17 protein-coding genes and 12 tRNA genes are annotated in these 18,838 nt (G+C 30.7%); 2 read left to right on the top strand and 27 right to left on the bottom strand.

Annotated elements, in window-relative coordinates:
* Positions 1 to 141 precede the first annotated feature (141 nt).
* The 3 genes from VJI95_RS07640 to VJI95_RS07630 are packed head-to-tail and all read right to left on the bottom strand — an operon-like array spanning position 142 to position 2,856.
* Positions 142 to 1,230 (bottom strand): ABC transporter substrate-binding protein, encoded by a 1,089-nt coding sequence (locus tag VJI95_RS07640; RefSeq protein ID WP_324011005.1) that lies wholly within the window; start codon positions 1,228 to 1,230, stop codon positions 142 to 144.
* Complete coding sequence (locus VJI95_RS07635; RefSeq protein ID WP_324011004.1) at positions 1,217 to 2,005, bottom strand: ABC transporter permease; 789 nt, start codon at positions 2,003 to 2,005, stop codon at positions 1,217 to 1,219. Before VJI95_RS07635 ends, VJI95_RS07640 begins: the two co-directional genes overlap by 14 nt.
* On the bottom strand, positions 1,999 to 2,856 hold the full coding sequence (locus VJI95_RS07630; protein WP_324011002.1) for an ABC transporter permease: 858 nt from the start codon (positions 2,854 to 2,856) through the stop codon (positions 1,999 to 2,001). Before VJI95_RS07630 ends, VJI95_RS07635 begins: the two co-directional genes overlap by 7 nt.
* Positions 2,857 to 2,987: 131 nt before the next feature.
* Here VJI95_RS07630 and gpmA point away from each other — a divergent pair, with 131 nt between their 5' ends.
* On the top strand, positions 2,988 to 3,731 hold the full coding sequence (gene gpmA / locus VJI95_RS07625; protein ID WP_324011000.1) for a 2,3-diphosphoglycerate-dependent phosphoglycerate mutase: 744 nt from the start codon (positions 2,988 to 2,990) through the stop codon (positions 3,729 to 3,731).
* Positions 3,732 to 3,790: 59 nt separating this feature from the next.
* On the opposite strand, the gene brnQ is transcribed toward gpmA, so the two are convergent.
* The 11 genes from brnQ to VJI95_RS07570 all read right to left on the bottom strand — a co-directional run bounded on the left by brnQ (position 3,791) and on the right by VJI95_RS07570 (position 15,373).
* Positions 3,791 to 5,209, bottom strand: a complete 1,419-nt coding sequence (gene brnQ / locus VJI95_RS07620; RefSeq protein ID WP_324010999.1) for a branched-chain amino acid transport system II carrier protein — start codon at positions 5,207 to 5,209, stop codon at positions 3,791 to 3,793.
* Between the two features lie 263 nt (positions 5,210 to 5,472).
* The gene (tuf, locus tag VJI95_RS07615) at positions 5,473 to 6,666 is read right to left on the bottom strand and encodes an elongation factor Tu (protein WP_324010998.1); all 1,194 of its coding nucleotides are present in this window, start codon (positions 6,664 to 6,666) and stop codon (positions 5,473 to 5,475) included.
* A 20-nt stretch (positions 6,667 to 6,686) separates the two neighbouring features.
* Positions 6,687 to 8,762, bottom strand: a complete 2,076-nt coding sequence (gene fusA / locus VJI95_RS07610; protein WP_324000260.1) for an elongation factor G — start codon at positions 8,760 to 8,762, stop codon at positions 6,687 to 6,689.
* A 39-nt stretch (positions 8,763 to 8,801) separates the two neighbouring features.
* The gene (gene rpsG / locus VJI95_RS07605) at positions 8,802 to 9,272 is read right to left on the bottom strand and encodes a 30S ribosomal protein S7 (RefSeq protein WP_324000261.1); all 471 of its coding nucleotides are present in this window, start codon (positions 9,270 to 9,272) and stop codon (positions 8,802 to 8,804) included.
* 129 nt (positions 9,273 to 9,401) lie between these two features.
* Complete coding sequence (gene rpsL / locus VJI95_RS07600; RefSeq protein WP_324000262.1) at positions 9,402 to 9,812, bottom strand: 30S ribosomal protein S12; 411 nt, start codon at positions 9,810 to 9,812, stop codon at positions 9,402 to 9,404.
* 212 nt (positions 9,813 to 10,024) lie between these two features.
* Positions 10,025 to 11,155 (bottom strand): Mbeg1-like protein, encoded by a 1,131-nt coding sequence (locus tag VJI95_RS07595; RefSeq protein WP_324010997.1) that lies wholly within the window; start codon positions 11,153 to 11,155, stop codon positions 10,025 to 10,027.
* Positions 11,156 to 11,163: 8 nt separating this feature from the next.
* A complete protein-coding gene (locus tag VJI95_RS07590; protein WP_324010994.1) occupies positions 11,164 to 11,835 on the bottom strand; it encodes a nitroreductase family protein in 672 nt (223 codons plus the stop codon).
* 144 nt (positions 11,836 to 11,979) lie between these two features.
* The gene (locus tag VJI95_RS07585; protein WP_324010993.1) at positions 11,980 to 12,915 is read right to left on the bottom strand and encodes a DMT family transporter; all 936 of its coding nucleotides are present in this window, start codon (positions 12,913 to 12,915) and stop codon (positions 11,980 to 11,982) included.
* A gap of 9 nt (positions 12,916 to 12,924) precedes the next feature.
* A complete protein-coding gene (arcC, locus tag VJI95_RS07580; protein WP_324010991.1) occupies positions 12,925 to 13,860 on the bottom strand; it encodes a carbamate kinase in 936 nt (311 codons plus the stop codon).
* Between the two features lie 9 nt (positions 13,861 to 13,869).
* Positions 13,870 to 14,862 carry an ornithine carbamoyltransferase gene (gene argF, locus VJI95_RS07575; protein ID WP_324010989.1) on the bottom strand — a complete coding sequence of 331 codons (993 nt, stop codon included), beginning with the start codon at positions 14,860 to 14,862 and terminating at the stop codon, positions 13,870 to 13,872.
* Positions 14,863 to 14,977: 115 nt separating this feature from the next.
* A complete protein-coding gene (locus tag VJI95_RS07570; protein ID WP_324000268.1) occupies positions 14,978 to 15,373 on the bottom strand; it encodes a hypothetical protein in 396 nt (131 codons plus the stop codon).
* Between the two features lie 367 nt (positions 15,374 to 15,740).
* Between VJI95_RS07570 and VJI95_RS07565 the strand changes: the two genes are divergently transcribed.
* Complete coding sequence (locus VJI95_RS07565) at positions 15,741 to 16,997, top strand: helix-turn-helix domain-containing protein (protein ID WP_324000269.1); 1,257 nt, start codon at positions 15,741 to 15,743, stop codon at positions 16,995 to 16,997.
* 24 nt (positions 16,998 to 17,021) lie between these two features.
* Here the strand turns inward: VJI95_RS07565 and VJI95_RS07560 are convergent, their stop codons facing one another.
* From VJI95_RS07560 to VJI95_RS07500, 13 genes are all read right to left on the bottom strand, one after another.
* On the bottom strand, positions 17,022 to 17,198 hold the full coding sequence (locus tag VJI95_RS07560) for an HTH domain-containing protein (protein ID WP_324000270.1): 177 nt from the start codon (positions 17,196 to 17,198) through the stop codon (positions 17,022 to 17,024).
* Between the two features lie 128 nt (positions 17,199 to 17,326).
* A tRNA-Phe gene (locus VJI95_RS07555) sits at positions 17,327 to 17,402 on the bottom strand.
* Between the two features lie 237 nt (positions 17,403 to 17,639).
* Positions 17,640 to 17,715, bottom strand: a tRNA-Phe gene (locus tag VJI95_RS07550).
* A gap of 165 nt (positions 17,716 to 17,880) precedes the next feature.
* Positions 17,881 to 17,954 (bottom strand) — tRNA-Trp (locus VJI95_RS07545).
* Between the two features lie 68 nt (positions 17,955 to 18,022).
* Positions 18,023 to 18,099: transfer RNA gene (locus tag VJI95_RS07540), tRNA-Ile, on the bottom strand.
* 7 nt (positions 18,100 to 18,106) lie between these two features.
* Positions 18,107 to 18,197: transfer RNA gene (locus VJI95_RS07535), tRNA-Ser, on the bottom strand.
* A gap of 4 nt (positions 18,198 to 18,201) precedes the next feature.
* Positions 18,202 to 18,290: transfer RNA gene (locus tag VJI95_RS07530), tRNA-Ser, on the bottom strand.
* A 5-nt stretch (positions 18,291 to 18,295) separates the two neighbouring features.
* A tRNA-Lys gene (locus VJI95_RS07525) sits at positions 18,296 to 18,371 on the bottom strand.
* Between the two features lie 7 nt (positions 18,372 to 18,378).
* Positions 18,379 to 18,455: transfer RNA gene (locus VJI95_RS07520), tRNA-Gln, on the bottom strand.
* Between the two features lie 5 nt (positions 18,456 to 18,460).
* Positions 18,461 to 18,537: transfer RNA gene (locus VJI95_RS07515), tRNA-Arg, on the bottom strand.
* Positions 18,538 to 18,541: 4 nt separating this feature from the next.
* Positions 18,542 to 18,615, bottom strand: a tRNA-Gly gene (locus tag VJI95_RS07510).
* A 39-nt stretch (positions 18,616 to 18,654) separates the two neighbouring features.
* A tRNA-Tyr gene (locus VJI95_RS07505) sits at positions 18,655 to 18,739 on the bottom strand.
* Positions 18,740 to 18,761: 22 nt separating this feature from the next.
* A tRNA-Thr gene (locus VJI95_RS07500) sits at positions 18,762 to 18,837 on the bottom strand.
* Position 18,838 lies beyond the last annotated feature (1 nt).

Raw genomic sequence — 18,838 nt, 5'->3', positions numbered from 1 at the left:
AAATTATTATTTCTTGTCAAAGGTATTTGCAATAGGATAACGTTTTGTTTTTGTTGTAACAATATTATCGCTTCACTATATCGTTTCTGTAAATCACAATTCAACAAAAGACACCAGATGATGTCTTTTGCTTATTTTAATTTATTTTGCTTTTATTTCAGTCCAAGCGTCTTGTAATTTTTCGTTTAATTCACCTAAGTCTTTTAATACATAACCTTTTTCAAATACTTCTTTTTTAGGAAATACTATATCACTGTTTTTTAAGTTTTCGTCCATAAGCTCTCTTGCTCCTTCAATTGGTGAGCCATATTTTACAAAATTACAGTTTCTTGCAGAGATTTCTGGTCTTGACATAAAGTCAATAAATTTTGCAGCTAAATCTTTATTTTCTGAAACTTTAGGAATTACCCAGTTATCAAAGATAAAGATTGCCCCTTCTTTTGGAAAAACAAATTCTACATTTTCGTTTTCATCTTTTGCAAGTAAGGCTTCCCCACCCCAAATGCAAGTAAGTTTTGAATCTCCATTTATTAAGTTATCTTTTGCTTGATCATCACCAAGATATGTTTTTACTAGCTTCTTTTGAGCTATTAGAGATTTTTTTGCTTTTATAATATCTTCTTCATTTGTTGAGTTAGGGTCAAGTCCTTCTTTTATCATAGCAATTGCCATTGTAAATCTACTTCCGTCTAACATTACAACTTCACCTTTGTTTTTTTCGCTCCAAAGGTCAGCCCAACTGTCAACTTTTTCTTGTTTTGACTTATCATAAGCAATTCCGATATTTCCTATTGTATATGGAACTGAATATTCACTCGTAGGGTCAAATACTAAGTTTCTATATTCTTTTTTAACTTTATCCATATTTGGAATTTTATTTTTATCAAGTTTTTCCAACATATTTTCTTTAATCATAGTATCAACCATATAGTCACTTGCTACAATTACATCATATTTCTCTGCACCACTTTTTAATTTAGTGTAATATTCTTCATTTTCTTCAAAAAATGTGTAATTTACTTTACAATTATACTCTTTTTCAAATTCTTTTATAGTTTCTGGATCTATAAAAAGATCTGTATTAGTTACATTTAAAACTTTCTTTTCTGTACTTTGTTCTGTCTTTTCTTCTTTTTTCTCATCTTTTTTATTACTTTTCCCACAAGCTGTAAAGGATACGGCTGTAGCAAAAACTAATAATAATGCTAATAAACTTTTAATTTTTTTCATTTTTTATTCCTCTATTCTTAAATCCATAAGTTATTGTTGAAATTATAATTATTATTGCAAAAAGCAATGTTGATAATGCATTTATTTTAGGACTAATTCCCCTTTTAGTCATTGAATAAATTTTAACTGAAAGTGTTGCAACGCCATTTCCGGAAGTAAAGTAACTTACAGTAAAATCATCTAAAGACATTGTTATACAAATCAATGCTCCTATGATTAAATTAGGTATTAACTGTGGTAAAACAATTCTTTTAAACACTTGAAACTGTCTTGCTCCCAAATCCATTCCCGCATCGTAAAGACTTTTATCAAAAGTCAATAATTTAGGCAAAATCGCAAAGACCACAAAAGGAATATTAAATATTATATGTGATAAAATTATCGTAAAATATCCGAATTTAAGTTTAAAAAATACATATAATATTATCATTCCAATTGCAATTACAATATCAGGAAGTATAAGTGGAAGATATGTTACATTTGTAAAATAACTTCTTAGCTTTGGATTAAAGGCTCTATATATAGACCAAGCTCCTATTGTTCCAATTACAAGTGCAAATATAGTTGCAATTACTGTTATAACAAGTGTTTGAAAAAACACATTCATAACGGATTCATCCTTAAAAAGCTCAACATACCATTTTAAGCTAAAACCTGTAAAATCCTTATTATATCTTGATTCATTAAATGAAAAAACCATCATAAATATAATTGGCATATATAAAAATATATAACACAAAGCAAGATATATTTTTCCAGTATGTTTTTTTACCATATTTTAAGTCCTTCTGCAAATTCATTATCTGATTTCTTTATAAACATTCTAAAAATCATAAGACTAGCAAAAATTATAAAAATCATAATTAGGGAAATGCTTGAACCTGTTTCCCAGTTTCTAGCCTGTAAAAACTCCCTTTGAATTAAATTTCCAACTAACATATTCTGACTTCCCCCAAGTAAGTCTGATATTATAAAGGTTGTTACAGAAGGCATAAAAACCATAATGCAACCTGAAATTACCCCCTTAAAACTTAGTGGAAAAATAATTCTTAAAAATAAATCTTTTCCTTTAGCCCCCAAATCTTTAGCACATTCTATATATTCTTTGTCAATATTTATAAGTGCGGTATAAATTGGAAGTACCATAAAAGGCAAAAAATTGTAAATCATTCCTATAATAATTGCAAAGTTATTGTTTAAAAATTTTATAGGACTCTCTATAATTCCGATATTTATAAGCATTTGATTTATAATTCCCTGTTCTCTAAAAATACTCATCCAAGAGTAAGTTCTAAGTAAAAAGTTAGTCCATAAAGGCATAATGAATAGCAAGACAAAAACATTTCTTCGCTTTTCATTTTTTATCCTACTTAGAAAAAGTCCCGCAGGATATCCCAAAATTAGACATAAAAAAGTTGAAATCAAGGATAATTTTAAAGATACTAAAATAATTTTCACATAAGTTGGTGTGAAAAACTTTTTGTAATTATCCAAAGTAAAAACAAAGCTTTCATCTTTTACTTTAAAAGAATAATAAATTATAAAAAACAAAGGCACTATCGTAAATATAATCGTCCATAATAAATATGGCATAGCCCTAATTCTATATAAATATTTTCGTAACATATTTCCTCCAAAAAATAAATAATTGCAACTATTATTTTATCATTAAAATAGATATTAGACAAATTTTTTCTTGTAAAGTTTTGTTATTTATAATATAATTAGTATAAGAAAAATTAAAGGAGTTTTTGAAAATGAAATTAGTTTTAATAAGACATGGAGAAAGCGAATGGAATAAGTTGAATTTATTTACTGGTTGGACTGATGTAGGCCTTTCAGAAAAAGGAATTATCGAAGCAAATGAAGCAGGTTTTTCTCTAAAGGAAAACGAATACGACTTCGATGTATGCTACTGCTCATATTTAAAAAGAGCAATTAACACTTTAAATATTGTTTTAGAGAGAATGGATAGACAGTGGTTACCTGTTATAAAAACTTGGAAATTAAATGAAAGACATTATGGAGCATTACAAGGTTTAAATAAGGCTGAAACTGCTGAAAAATATGGAGAAGAACAAGTAAAACTTTGGAGAAGATCCTTTGATGTTCCACCTCCAGCACTTGATAAGGATGATGAAAGATGTCCTCACAATCAAGAGCCTTACAGAAATGTTGATAAAAGTGAATTACCTTATAATGAAAGTTTGAAAAATACTATTGAAAGAGTTATTCCTTATTATGAAGAAGTTATAAAAAAAGATATGTTAGACGGAAAAAGAGTTCTAATAACTGCACATGGGAACTCATTACGAGCGTTAGTTAAATATTTGGATAATTTAACAGATGAAGAAATTATTTCTGTAAATATTCCAACTGGAATTCCTTTAGTTTATGAATTTGCTGACAATTTTAAAGTTACAAATAAATATTACTTAGGAAATCAAGATGAAATAAATGTAAAAATAAATTCAGTTGCAAACCAAGCAAAGAAAAAATAAATTATTTTAACAAAAATAGGTTGAGGAGTAAAATCCTCAACCTTTTCTTTTTCTTTTTCTTATTCTTTATCTTTTATTTCATCATATAAATTCTTAATTGCTTTTCTTATTACTTCAGATTTTGGTTCATCCATCTTTTCGGATATATAATAAAGCATTCCCACATCTTCATCATGTAAAGTTATTCTAGTATTTAATACTTTAGGAACATCAATATGATCTCCCGAATTCTTTTCAAATAATGCAACAATTACAAAGACAATCGCAGATGGAATTAAATAACCAAAACTCAAAGAACTAAGTGGTAATAATTTTATAAATTCTAAAATTCCATATGTGTCATTTAATACAGTCATAAATCCAATAATTATTGCAACTATTGCAGAATATTTTATAGATCTATTACAAGAAATTTTATTTCTAATTATACTCGTCAAAATTAATATAATTATTGGTGGATACAATGTAAATAAAAGTGGAACTGCCAATTTTATTATTGCATCTACTCCAAGACAAGAGAAAATAAAACTTGCAAAACAAACAATTATAACCCAAATTTTATATGGAATCTTAGGAATTAATTCTGAAAAATATTCAGCAACTCCACCCGTAAGAGCAACTGAAGTTGTGAGGCAAGCTAGTATTACTATAACAGAAAGCATTAAAACTCCTGAACGACCAAATAATAAATTTGTGAAGTTAAGTAAAATAGCTGTTCCATTCTTTGCCCCTTCAACATTAAGTTTTGAACTTGCTCCTAAGAAACAAAGTCCCCCATAAACAATACTTAAACATATAAAAGCTATAATTGAAGAAGATAGGATTACCTTTTTTTCTCTTTCCTTTTTAATTTTATAGAAAATTAAAGCATTCACTATAACTGCATTAAAAAGTCCTGCACCAAGTCCATCCAAAGTTTGAAAACCATTTATAAAAGAATCATACATAACTTTTTGTAAATTTTCACCTGGTAAAATTTCTCCAACTGGAGATATAATTCCTGTTATAATCATAATAATCAAAAATGCAAGTAATGTTGGAGTTAAATATCTTCCGATAAAATCAACTATTTTTTCAGATTTTATGCAAATTAAATATGTAACTATAAAAAATATTGCAGTTGTTACCACTAAATTTTTAAATCCAAAATTTGCAACCCCCAAATTATAAGTAATTGCACCAGTTCTTGGTATTGCAACTAAGGGTCCTATACATAAAGATATACAAACTAAAATTATTGTCCCCAAATATTTTCCTAAAGGTTTTACAAATTCTGTAATACCACCGGAAGAAAATACACAATAAAGTGATATCATTGCTAAAAGCCCATCTGCAACCATATACAAAATAAAAGCAATAGGCCAATAAGAACCTGAATTATAGCCCAAAAATGTTGGGAATATTAGGTTTCCAGCACCGAAGAACATTGCAAACAAACTAAAGCCTATTACAAATATTATCCTTATTTCTTTTTTCATAATTCCTCCTAATATAAAAAACGATTTCTTAAAATATATTAACATAAAACATAAAAACTTGCAAGGCATATGGACTGAAAAAATCATCTTTATATTTTCTAATTTTTTTTATAATTTGAAGTATATAAAACTGAAAATAAATAAAGTTTATTGTATAATTATTCTTTTTAAAAATAAACATCCCTCAATTATTTAATATTTTGAATTCTTTTGAACATAAAAAAAGGGAACTACAAAGTCCCCTTTTAAAATTATCAGTATAATTATGCTAAAATCTTAGTAACAACGCCTGATCCTACTGTTCTTCCACCTTCTCTGATGGCAAATCTTAAACCTTCATCAATAGCGATTGGAGTGATTAATTCGATTATAAATTTAGCATTATCTCCAGGCATAACCATTTCAACGCCTTCTTCTAATTGGATATTACCAGTTACGTCAGTTGTTCTGAAGTAGAATTGTGGTCTATATCCTGAGAAGAATGGAGTGTGTCTTCCACCTTCTTCTTTAGTTAATACGTAAACTTCTGATTCGAATTTAGTATGTGGATTAATTGTTCCTGGTTTTGAAAGAACTTGTCCTCTTTGGATTTCGTTTCTTTGAACACCTCTTAATAGAAGACCAATGTTATCTCCAGCAGCAGCTTCATCTAACATTTTCTTGAACATTTCAACACCAGTTACAACAACTGTTCTTCTTTCAGTTGTTAAACCTACTAATTCAACGTTATCTTGAACTTTTACTTTACCTTTTTCTACTCTACCTGTAGCAACAGTTCCTCTACCAGTAATTGAGAATACGTCTTCAACTGGCATTAAGAATGGGTTATCAATGTCTCTAACTGGTTCTGGGATGAATGCGTCAACTTCTTCCATTAATTTAACGATTTTGTCTCCCCATTCTCCATCTGGTTCTTCAAGAGCTTTTAATGCTGAACCAACTACGATTGGAGTATTATCTCCATCATATTCATATTCATTTAATAATTCTCTAACTTCCATTTCAACAAGTTCGATTAATTCTGGATCATCAACTTGATCTTCTTTATTTAAGAATACAGCTATTTTAGGAACTCCTACTTGTCTTGCAAGTAATATATGTTCTCTTGTTTGAGGCATTGGACCATCAGCAGCACTTACTACTAAGATAGCTCCATCCATTTGTGCAGCACCTGTAATCATGTTCTTTACATAGTCAGCGTGTCCTGGACAGTCAACGTGTGCATAGTGTCTGTTAGCTGTTTCATATTCAACGTGAGAAGTTGAAATTGTGATTCCTCTTTCTCTTTCTTCTGGAGCCTTGTCGATATTTGCATAATCAACGAATTCACCAGTACCAAATCTCTTATTTAATACTAAAGTGATAGCTGCAGTTAAAGTAGTTTTACCATGGTCAACGTGACCAATAGTTCCGATATTAACGTGTGGTTTAGTTCTTTCAAATTTTTGCTTAGCCATTTTACTAATGTCCTCCTAATCTATTTTTTTGCTCTCTCGCCAATTACTTTTTCAGAAATTGCTTGAGGCACTTTTTCATAATGATCGAATTGCATTGAATATGTTGCACGACCTTGAGTATTACTTCTTAAGTCTGTTGCATACCCAAACATTTCAGCTAAAGGTATATATGCATCAAGTACATGAACTCCATTTTTAGGATTCATTCCTTGAATTCTACCTCTTCTTGATGAAACATCTCCCATAACATCTCCTAAATATTCATCCGGAGTTGTTATCTCAACTTTCATCATTGGTTCTAATAGAACTGGTGCAGCTTTTGAAACTGCTTGTCTAAATGCCATTGAACCAGCAATTTTGAATGCCATTTCAGATGAGTCAACTTCATGGTATGAACCATCATACAAAGTAACTTTAACATCTAAAACAGGATATCCTGCAAGTACACCCGCTTGAGTTGCTTCTTCAATACCTTTTTGAACAGGTCCGATATATTCTTTTGGAATAGCTCCCCCCACGATATTATTTACAAACTCAAAGCCTTTACCAGCTTCTTGAGGTTCAATTTTAATTTTACAGTGTCCATATTGTCCACTACCACCAGATTGTCTGATGTATTTTCCTTCAGCTTCTGCACCTTGAGAAATTGATTCTCTGTAAGAAACTTGTGGATTACCTATATTAGCTTCTACTTTGAACTCTCTTAAAAGTCTGTCAACAATGATTTCTAAGTGTAATTCACCCATACCTGAAATAATTGTTTGGCCAGTTTCTTCGTCAGTATAAGTTCTAAAAGTAGGATCTTCTTCTGCTAATTTGTGTAAAGCTATACTCATTTTTTCTTGAGATGCTTTTGTTTTTGGTTCGATAGCAACAGAAATAACTGGTTCTGGGAATTCCATCTTTTCAAGGATTACATGACTATTCATATCACAAAGAGTATCTCCAGTTGTAGTATCTTTTAGACCAACTGCTGCTGCAATGTCTCCTGCTGATACACTTTCAACTTCTTCTCTTTTGTTAGCATGCATCATAAGAATTCTACCAATTCTTTCTTTTTTGCCCTTTGTTGAGTTATATACATAAGAACCTGCTTCTAAAGTTCCTGAATATACTCTGAAATATGCAAGCTTTCCAACAAATGGGTCAGCTACGATTTTAAATGCTAATGCTGAGAAAGGTTCTTCATCTGAAGCATGTCTTTCTACTGGTTGTTCATCATCACCCACACCTTCAATAGCAGGTATGTCTAATGGAGATGGCATATAAGCCACGATAGCATTTAATAAAGGTTGAACCCCTTTGTTCTTATAAGCTGAACCACAAAGTACTGGGTTTATTGATAGATTAATAGTAGCTCTTCTTATTGCTTCTCTTAATTCAGATGGTGAAATAGCTTCTCCTTCTAAATATTTTTCCATAATAAACTCATCTGTTTCAGCTAATGCTTCCAATAAGTTTTGACGATATTCTTCTGCTTTATCTTTATAAGCATCTGGAATATCAGTTTCTTCTATATCTGTACCTAAGTCGTTTTTATAAATAATGGCATGCATTGAAACTAAGTCAATTACTCCAACGAATTCTGATTCAGCTCCGATAGGAATTTGAACAGGAACTGGATTAGCTTTTAACTTATCCTTAATTGTTTCGATAGAGTCATAGTAATTAGCTCCAGTAGCATCCATTTTATTTATAAAGCAAATACGTGGTACGCCATATTTATCTGCTTGTCTCCAAACAGTTTCTGATTGTGGTTCTACACCGCTCTTTGCATCAAAAAGTGCAACTGAGCCGTCAAGAACTCTTAAAGATCTTTCAACTTCTACAGTAAAGTCAACGTGTCCTGGAGTGTCAATGATGTTAATTCTTGTATCATTCCATACACAAGTTGTAGCAGCCGAACAAATAGTGATACCTCTTTCTTTTTCTTGCTCCATCCAGTCCATTTGTGCAGCACCTTCATGAGTATCACCTATTTTGTGGATCTTTCCTGTATAATAAAGCATTCTTTCTGTTACTGTTGTTTTACCAGCATCGATATGCGCCATTATACCAATATTTCTTGTATTTTCAAGTGAATATTGTCTTGCCACAATAGCATTTCCCCTTTCCTTTTAAATAAAATTCCTATATTAGAATCCGTAATGAGCAAAAGCCTTGTTAGCTTCAGCCATCTTATGAGTGTCTTCTCTCTTCTTAACACTTGCTCCAGTGTTATTAACGGCATCTAAAATTTCTTTTGCAAGTCTTTCTTTCATAGTTTTTTCTCCTCTATTTCTAGAGTAAGTTACTAACCATCTTAAACCTAAAGTTTGTCTTCTTTCAGGTCTAACTTGAATAGGCACTTGGTATGTTGCCCCACCTATACGTCTTGCTTTTATTTCTAAAACAGGCATTATGTTTTCTAAAGCTTTTCTGAAAACTTCAGTTGGTTCTTCGCCAGTTTTTTCTCTTACGATTTCAAATGCACCGTAAACGATAGCTTGAGCAATTCCTTTTTTACCGTCAAGCATAATGTTGTTTATAAGTTTAGTAACAACCACATCTCCGTAAATTGGATCTGGCATTACCTCTCTCTTTGGAACATGTCCTTTTCTTGGCACCTTTCTTCCCTCCTTACTATATTAGTAGTATCACTGGTACTCAGCGATTTTCTTGCTGATAAGCACACAAATGTATGTATTATAAAGTTAAACTCTAATTAATAAAACATTTCTGCCACATCAGTTTAATTATTTAGGTCTTTTAGCTCCGTATTTAGATCTTCCTTGTTTTCTGTTAGCTACCCCTGCAGTATCTAATGTACCTCTAACTATATGATATCTAACCCCTGGAAGGTCCTTTACTCTTCCCCCTCTAATAAGCACAACGCTGTGTTCTTGAAGGTTATGACCTATACCTGGAATATAAGCTGCGACTTCCATTCCATTTGTTAATCTAACTCTGGCAACCTTACGTAACGCTGAGTTAGGTTTCTTAGGAGTTACAGTTCTTACAGCTGTACATACACCTCTTTTTTGTGGTGATTCACTAGCAGTACTTCTCTTTTTAAGAGTATTAAAATTGAAACTTAATGCTGGTGCTTTAGATTTAGTTACAGCTTTTTGTCTTCCTTGTTTAATTAACTGGTTAATAGTTGGCATTTCTTCACCTCCTTAAATATCTTTTTTAAAAATGCACATAACTATACATTATTAAATGTACCTAAATATTCTAACATTTATATATACAAAAGTCAACATTTTTATAATTAATTTCACAAAAAAATTTTACAAAAATAAAGTATTAGTAAAAAATAAAAACTACTCTAAAAGAGAAGTTTTTAATCAAATTAAAATAATATATTTTTAAATTATTACTTTGAAATTCTTCCTCTTAAAATTATTGAGCCTATATCTGAAAATACTGGTTTAAAAAGCCTTATTATCTGAGAATAGCTTAGACCACTTTCGTTTTTTGTAAAATCTCTTGTAAGTTTTGCAAATCTTTTAAAATATCCCTTAGGAGGAGTAGGACATTCCTCCCCAAAAACCTCTTTCCCAGAGTCCATCATCAACAAGGACATTCTATAATACATAAATTTATTATCTTCTTCTTCCATATTAGCATTATAGTATTCAAATAGATTTTCAAAATTTTTCATAAGTTCACTTTGTTCAACAACATCATTTAAAGTTAAAATTCCATTTTCGTTTTTAAACATTGAATAAGGAGAATGTACCCCACCTAATCTATGAATTATTTTAGAATATCTATTATTCTCATTTCCCACATTGGTAATAGACTTTATAAAAATCTTGTTAGATACAGAATGCATTAAAATATTCACATAATCATATTCATTACAAATATTAAAAATTTTGTATTTATTTAACTCAATTTCTTTATTATATTTTTTTAAGAAATTATCGTTGAAGCCTTGTCCATCAAAAGAATACACCTTTTTTAACTTAGACATATTTCCCCTTAAAACTCCAATATATTGAGCTTTATTTCCACCTTTAGAATGCCCTGAAACATATATATTTTTTACATTTTTAAATTTTTTAACCATTTCATCAAAATATTTCAAAGCTATTCTTTGTTGTTTAGTATCTGTTATATTATAAGTTCCTTCTACATTGTCCTTCCATTCAAAATCCCCTGCAGTTCCTTTATAGATTATAATCAAGTCGTCTTCAAACAGAAAAGTTGCATTTACAACTCTATCTGTTCCGGAAGCATTTCCATAGATTGAATTATCTACATCAACTATTTTTATTTTTTCGTAAATTTGTTTATTATGTTCAATTGTATTTAGAATAACTGAAAATTCTTCCTCATTTATTTCTGCAGGATAAAATCCTGAAGAATCTTTTTTATTCCTAATAAAATCAAATATTTCATAGATGTTTTTACCTACTATTTTTTCTTGCACATCATCTTTTTCAAAATTATGAACATAAATTATACAATTTAGAATCAATAATACATTAATATTTATCATATTTTCTCCTAATACTTAAAGCTATAATGTTCCTTACCTGCACCCAACTCAAAATGACACTTAATTATTCCTAAGTCAACCTTTGTATAAAATCCAAGCTTAGAAACTATCTCAACCTTATTATCTTTCAAAGTAATTTTATATCTTTGTTGATTTAATGCAGTTGGAGCATATAAAGCAAATTCAACACCTTTTAGAAACCAATCTGGCATTTCAACATCACTACTTGCGACAGAGGAAATATCTTTAAGTTTTCTTTCCTTCCCGTTATTTTCACCATATCCTATAGCTATAACACAGACAAGTTTTTCATCTTTTTTTATATCATATTTGGTATTTTTCTTGCTATATGTTCCTCCTACCCAACAGGTATTAAGTCCTAAACTTTGTGCTTTTATAACTAATTTTTCTCCGAAGTATCCTATCTTTTCATCTAATTTATCACATTTTCTTCCAATCAATGCAATATAGTTACTTGCATTTTTAAACTTTCCAAAATCTGCCAAAAAACTTTTTCCAAAGGCATTAGGTTCATTTGTGATAAATTGGATATTCAAATCTCCAATGGCATTATATTCTTCTATATCTTTGTTAATTTCATCAATAATATTTTGCTCTATGTTTTTTTCAATATAAGCTCTTACAGAATGGCGTTCTTTAATAATTTTATCAATATCCATATTGACCTCCTATATAACAAAAGGGCATAACGCCCCTCCAAAATATAAATTTATACTAGCATATAAAAGCATAAAAGTCAATATTAAACAAAAAATACTAACACAAAATATTAAAATTTCAATAAAAAAGAAGTCCTAAGACTTCTAAATTTTACTTTCAATTTTCTTATCCTTCTTTTTAAAAATGAAAGATAATTTTGTTTCTGAAATTATTATAGCTATAAAAATTAAAATAAAGCCTATTACAGATTTAACTGTTAAACTTTCAATTCCAAGAGCAACAGGTAATGCCACTCCAAAAATAGATTCACATCCCAAAATTATAGCAGCACTACTTGGATCAGTATATTTTTGTCCTAAATTTTGTAATAATAACGCAACTGCAGTACACATTACAGAAAGATATAAAACTTCAAGAACAGGTCTTAATGTAATTTGCATTCCTGCATTATTTTCAAAAGCAAAAGTAGTTATCCAAGATAGTACACCCGCAACTAAAAATTGCATTATTGTAAGAACAAAAGGATCTTTTCCGATTCCTAGCTTAGTTACCATAACGATATGAGAAGCAAATAAAAATCCACTCAAAAGAGCTAAAGCGTCTCCATAAATTGCAGTCAAACTAGAATTAAAAATAGAACCACTCTCTCCAGCCATAGCAATAAAAAATATTCCTATGATACAAAATATAGCAGCAGATACATTAAATTTATCAGGTCTAACCTTGTTAGTAATCCAATATAAGAATGGTACAATTACACAATAAGAAGCTGATAAAAATCCACTACGACCAGGAGTTGTAAAAGTAACACCAAGTGTTTGACTAGAATAAGCAACAAATAAAAATACTCCTATAATTGCCCCAGATATTAGTTCATCTTTTCTTGCTTTAAATAATTTTTTATTAAAAATAATTGCAAGAATAATTCCAGCAACAGTAAATCTGATTCCTAAAAGAAAATTAGGTTTAAATACATCAGCAGCACTTTTAACTACTGTAAGTGAAGTTCCCCATAAAATAGCTACAATAAAAAGTGCAATTTTTGCTAAAAAACTTGTTTTATTTGAAATATTATCCAAAATGCCCTCCTACTTAACTATTTTAGTTCCTGTAAGACCTTTTACAGCATCTGAAGCTTTTTCAAGCAAAGTAATGATAGCACATCTATTATCTGCTCCATTTACAAATTCCAAACAAGCTTCAACTTTAGGAAGCATACTTCCTTTTCCAAATTGCCCATCAGCAATATATTTATTAGCTTGTTCAACATTAATTTCATCTAATTCTTTTTGATCAGGTTTATTGAAATTAATACAAACTTTATCAACAGCAGTTAAAATTAAAAGGAAATCCGCGTCTAAATCTGATGCAAGTTTTGCACTTGACTTATCCTTATCTATTACAGCATCAATTCCTACTAATTTACCATTTTTCTTAACAACAGGTATTCCACCACCACCTACAGTTATAACTACAAGTCCAGCATCAACCATTTTCTTAACAGCATCAATTTCAACAATATTTAATGGCTTTGGTGAAGGAACAACTTTTCTGTATCCTCTTCCTGAATCTTCAACAAAAGTGAATCCTTTTTCTTTTGCAAGTTCATCTGCCTTTTCTTTAGTATAGAACATTCCAACAGGTTTAGTTGGATGTTCAAAAGCTTTATCATCTTCTGCAACTTCAACTTGAGTTACAACTGAAACAGCTGTTTTATTAATTCCTTTTTCTTTAAAAGCTTGACCTAAAGCCTGTTGTAAATGATAACCTATATATCCTTGACTCATAGCTCCACATTCAACAAGTGGCATTAAAGGTGTTTTTTCCTTTCCATTTGCGGAATAATCCATGGCCAAATTAATCATTCCTACTTGAGGACCATTTCCATGTCCGATTATAACATCATTTCCATCTTTAACTAAATCAGAAATTATATCGGCAGCTATTTTTACTTTCTCTAATTGCTCTAAAGGGGTATTGCCTAAAGCATTACCCCCCAAAGCTACAACTATTCTCTTTCCCATTTGTACCTCTTACCATAAAGTAGAATACATAACTGCTTTTATAGTATGCATTCTATTTTCAGCTTCATCAAATACAACTGATTGTGGTCCTTCAATAACTTCATCAGTAACTTCCATTTCAGGAATACCAAATTTTTCAAAAATTTGTCTACCGATAACAGTTTTTTGATCGTGGAATGAAGGTAAGCAGTGCATAAAGATAGCAGTTTCTTTAGCGTTTGCCATAACTTCTCTGTTTACTTGGTATGGTTTTAATAATTTAATTCTTTCAGCCCAAACTTCGTCTGGTTCACCCATTGATACCCAAATGTCTGTGTAGATTATATCAGCATTTGTAGTTCCTTTTTTAACATCTTCTTCGAATCTTACTGTACAATGAGTAGCCTTAGCAATTTCTAAAGCTTTTTCTCTCAGTTCTTCTTCAGGCCATAATTCTTTTGGAGCACAAGCTGTAAAGTTTACACCCATTTTAGCACAAGCTATCATAAGTGAATTACCCATATTATTTCTTGCATCTCCCATGTATACAAAGTTTAATCCCTTTAAATATCCGAATTTTTCTTCAATAGTTAAAAGGTCAGCTAACATTTGAGTTGGATGGAATTTATCAGTTAAACCATTCCATACTGGAACACCTGCATATTTTCCTAAAGTTTCAACTAATTCTTGGCTAAATCCTCTGTATTCAATACCATCATACATTCTTCCTAAAACTCTTGCAGTATCTTCAATAGATTCCTTTTTACCCATTTGTGAAGAACCTGGATCTAAGTAAGTAACTCCCATACCTAAGTCCATTCCAGCAACTTCGAAAGAACAACGAGTTCTTGTTGAAGTTTTTTCAAATAATAATACTATATTTTTTCCTTCTAAATAACGATGTGGAGTTCCGCTTCTCTTTAAATCTTTAAAATTTCTTGAAAGATCTAAAAGATAACGAATTTCATCACTTGTAAAATCTAATAATGTTAGGAAATTTCTTCCTCTTAAATTCTTGCTCATAACATTTCTCCTTTTTAAAAAATAATAGTATGTGATATATCACATACTATTATTATACTATATTCTATAAAAAGCTAAGGACATTTACTATAAAAAAATTTGTATTACTTTCTATTTATTTTGTCGGTGCACCTTTATATACATTTTTATCTTCAACATCCTCAATAGTATTATCATCTATTATTTTTAACTTATATTCAAAATCGTCAGCTTCTAAATATTCTCCTCCAAGTTTTTTTACAATTCTAGGATTTTTGAACTCTCGAGCATTTTCTTTCTTTACTTTGTCCTTATCTACCTTGCTTGGATCTGTATTTGGTTTAATTACAGTTGCTCCACTAAAAATCATTTTTGCTTCTTTGCTGTCTTTATCAATTGAGATAACAATACTTCCTCCTTTATCTCCGGAAAAAACCTTATCAACAAATCTATCAACATTTTTATTGCTTGATTTACATGCTGTTAATAAAACAACTACCAAAGCTAAAAACACAACAAAAAATTTTTTCATAACTTACCTCCAAAATATATTATTCTACTTTATTATTAATACATCTTTATTGTAATATATTTTTTTAAAAAAAGTCAAGTTTTATAAAAAATACTCTTAAGTAATATTATTACGTTTAAACACAGAAAAACAATCTAACAAGATGACAATTTATGATTTATTTTTACTCTAATATAAATATAAATAGTCCGTTATAAATTTATTTCAATTATAAAAACAACATTATAAAATACAAAAAATATATTGTTGAAATTATTTTATAAAATTTCATCCAAAAAGACATTTTTTGCTTTTTAATCTTTACATAAATTTGATTATGATTTATACTAATAGCACATATAGAAAATAATTTATATTAGAGGTATTTATGAGTAAACAAAAAGAAATTGAAATTCAAAACAAAGCTAATTCATTTATAAATGAAGAAAGTATGTATAGTATTGATAGAGAAATAATAACATCTCCGACAAAAGGTCTTTTTCATCAGTCTGCGAGATTTTTACTGATAAAAAAAGGTAATGCAAAAATAAGAATACAAAATAGTATATATGAAATAAAAGACAGAACTTTAGTCTGTATATTACCTTGGGAATATACTGAAGTTGTTGAAGTTTCAAAGACTATACAATATTTTATTCTAAAATACAATTTTGACAGTGCAAATAAAATAATAAAATCATTTTACAATGTAGATGCTGAAAACTTAAGTTTAATAAATTCATTTTATGATAATCCCGTAATCCAATGTACCGACGAACAATTCAAATATTTTTCTAATGTTTTTGACCTGCTAAGAGATGAGTTGGGCGAAGATTCAACCTTGTATAACAAAAATGAAAATCCCATTTCTTCAGCTTATGTTCTAAATAAAATAATTGATCTGATTATAACATATAGGAGAATGCAAGATGAAGATACCAAAAAAATAAAAAAGGTTGATGATAAATTTGATAAAATCAATATTTTTAGATATATACATGCACATTTAAGCAAAAAACTTACAATTTCCTCAATTTCAAAATTATTTTTCTTAAGTGAATCGACAATAAATAGATATGTGAAAGAAACAACCGGCCTTTCTTTTAATACCTTAATAAATGAAATGAGAGTTGGAAAGACAATGGATATGCTCCTATATACAGATTTAGATATAGAAGAAATTGCAGAAATAACAGGTTTTTCGGATCGTTCTCATCTATCAAAAGTATTTACAGCAAGAACGGGACAAAACCCTAATAAATACAGACAAACCTTTCAAAAAGTTTCACAAATTTGCCAAATAGAAAATATAAGAAAATTTTACAGAATATTAAACTATGTAGTAAAAAATTCAAGTGATGACATAGATATAGGACGAATTTGTAAAGACTTTTCAATATCTTTAATAGAACTTAATAGACTATTCATATATTATGTAGAGAAAAATTTTAAAAATTTTTTAAATTTTGTACGAATTAACAAATCCACAAAATTATTATTAAAAACAGATATGCAAATAACTGATATTGCATTTGAAGTTGGATATAACACTGTTAAAACATTTAATCGTAATTTCTTAAAATATCAAAAAATGTTACCTACTGAATTTAGAAAAAATCTAAAACTACAAGATAGAGAAATATAAAAAGCTGTTGAATTGTTCAACAGCTTACTTTTCAACAGAATAATAACATCTCTTTGGTGAAATAACTTTTTCTTCTGCCTTTAATTTCTTTAAAACTTTATCTACCTCAGCTTTTTCAACTCCTAATTTTTCAGCGATTTCTCCACCTTTAAGAGCTTCTGAATTTTTTAATAATTCAATAATCTTTTCGCTTAATCCCATTTTTATACCTCCTTTTTTATAAAGTTATTATACCCTCAATCTATAACTTACCTAAAAATTTACAAAAAAAATCCTGCCTCAGCAGGAAAATAATAGCAACCCGTAACAGATTTCTCGAATTACAGATCTGGTGCCCAGAGGCGGAATCGAACCACCGACACGAGGATTTTCAGTCCTCTGCTCTACCGACTGAGCTATCTGGGCACATTTAATATTATGATTTTTTTTACTATGCGATAGCTCATTCTCTCGTGCTTCGCACTAGACTAAGATATTAACTCAAAACATCTTCGATTTCATCTCGATATTTTGGTTACTCTCTTATACCGACTATCGCTATCTGGAACTTAAAAATTTAAAAAAATCTAAAAATGAGCAAAAAAAATCCTGCATTAGCAGGAAATAATAGCAATCCGTAACAGACTTCTCGAATTACAGATCTGGTGCCCAGAGGCGGAATCGAACCACCGACACGAGGATTTTCAGTCCTCTGCTCTACCGACTGAGCTATCTGGGCATATTTAATATTATGATTTTTTTGCTATGCGATAGCTCATTCTCTCGTGCTTCGCACTAGACTAAGGTATTCCCTAAAAACAACTTCGTTGTTTTTGCCACTTCCTTATACCGACTTTTCACTATCTGGGCGTATTTAATATAATGTTTTTTAATGTTATGTAAATGGCAGGGGTAGAAGGAATCGAACCCTCATCAGCGGTTTTGGAGACCGACATTCTACCGTTGAACTATACCCCTACAATACCAATCTTTTCAACTCTATAAAATAAGAGATATTTCTAAAATAGAAATATCTTCAGATAATTTGGTGGGCCTTCAGGGACTTGAACCCGGGACCTACCGGTTATGAGCCGGGCGCTCTAACCAACTGAGCTAAAGGCCCAAATTATTGGCGGAGAAAGAGGGATTTGAACCCTCGCATCCCGTGAAGGATCTACTCCCTTAGCAGGGGAGCCTCTTCAGCCACTTGAGTATTTCTCCATTGTGGCGGAGAGGGTGGGATTCGAACCCACGTGGGCGTGAACCCAAACGGTTTTCAAGACCGCCTCGTTATGACCACTTCGATACCTCTCCATAAATGGTGATCCATCGGGGATTCGAACCCCGGACACCCTGATTAAAAGTCAGGTGCTCTACCAACTGAGCTAATGAATCATAAAATTGGCTGGGGTAGCAGGACTCGAACCTGCGAAATGCTAGAGTCAAAGTCTAGTGCCTTACCGACTTGGCTATACCCCAAAGGTTGGCGCACCTAAGAGGATTCGAACCTCTGGCACACGGATTAGAAGTCCGTTGCTCTATCCAGCTGAGCTATAGGTGCAAAATGGAGCGGGTGAAGGGAATCGAACCCTCGCAACCAGCTTGGAAGGCTGGGGCTCTACCACTGAGCTACACCCGCATATAAACTCAAACTTTATGGTCTTAACAAAAATTCAATTGGTGGAGGAGAGTGGATTCGAACCACTGAAAGCGTAGCTAACGGATTTACAGTCCGTCCCCTTTGGCCACTCGGGAACTCCTCCATATAATCTACAAAATGTAGATTGGAGCTGGTGGGAGGACTTGAACCCCTAACCTACTGATTACAAGTCAGTTGCTCTACCAATTGAGCTACACCAGCA

Source organism: Parvimonas sp. C2 (assembly GCF_035282405.1).
GTDB lineage: Bacteria > Bacillota > Clostridia > Tissierellales > Peptoniphilaceae > Parvimonas.
The sequence above is the reverse complement of the archived record's forward strand: the minus strand, read 5'-3'. Positions and strand labels throughout refer to the sequence as shown.

Coding starts and splice junctions, on each gene's coding strand:
- VJI95_RS07570 (WP_324000268.1), bottom strand. CDS start 15,373: ATGAAAAAATTTTTTGTTGTGTTTTTAGCTTTGGTAGTTGTTTTATTA.
- brnQ (WP_324010999.1), bottom strand. CDS start 5,209: ATGAAAAAAGAAATAAGGATAATATTTGTAATAGGCTTTAGTTTGTTT.
- gpmA (WP_324011000.1), top strand. CDS start 2,988: ATGAAATTAGTTTTAATAAGACATGGAGAAAGCGAATGGAATAAGTTG.
- VJI95_RS07595 (WP_324010997.1), bottom strand. CDS start 11,155: ATGATAAATATTAATGTATTATTGATTCTAAATTGTATAATTTATGTT.
- VJI95_RS07560 (WP_324000270.1), bottom strand. CDS start 17,198: ATGGGATTAAGCGAAAAGATTATTGAATTATTAAAAAATTCAGAAGCT.
- VJI95_RS07590 (WP_324010994.1), bottom strand. CDS start 11,835: ATGGATATTGATAAAATTATTAAAGAACGCCATTCTGTAAGAGCTTAT.
- arcC (WP_324010991.1), bottom strand. CDS start 13,860: ATGGGAAAGAGAATAGTTGTAGCTTTGGGGGGTAATGCTTTAGGCAAT.
- VJI95_RS07635 (WP_324011004.1), bottom strand. CDS start 2,005: ATGGTAAAAAAACATACTGGAAAAATATATCTTGCTTTGTGTTATATA.
- VJI95_RS07630 (WP_324011002.1), bottom strand. CDS start 2,856: ATGTTACGAAAATATTTATATAGAATTAGGGCTATGCCATATTTATTA.
- rpsL (WP_324000262.1), bottom strand. CDS start 9,812: ATGCCAACTATTAACCAGTTAATTAAACAAGGAAGACAAAAAGCTGTA.
- VJI95_RS07565 (WP_324000269.1), top strand. CDS start 15,741: ATGAGTAAACAAAAAGAAATTGAAATTCAAAACAAAGCTAATTCATTT.
- argF (WP_324010989.1), bottom strand. CDS start 14,862: ATGAGCAAGAATTTAAGAGGAAGAAATTTCCTAACATTATTAGATTTT.
- tuf (WP_324010998.1), bottom strand. CDS start 6,666: ATGGCTAAGCAAAAATTTGAAAGAACTAAACCACACGTTAATATCGGA.
- VJI95_RS07640 (WP_324011005.1), bottom strand. CDS start 1,230: ATGAAAAAAATTAAAAGTTTATTAGCATTATTATTAGTTTTTGCTACA.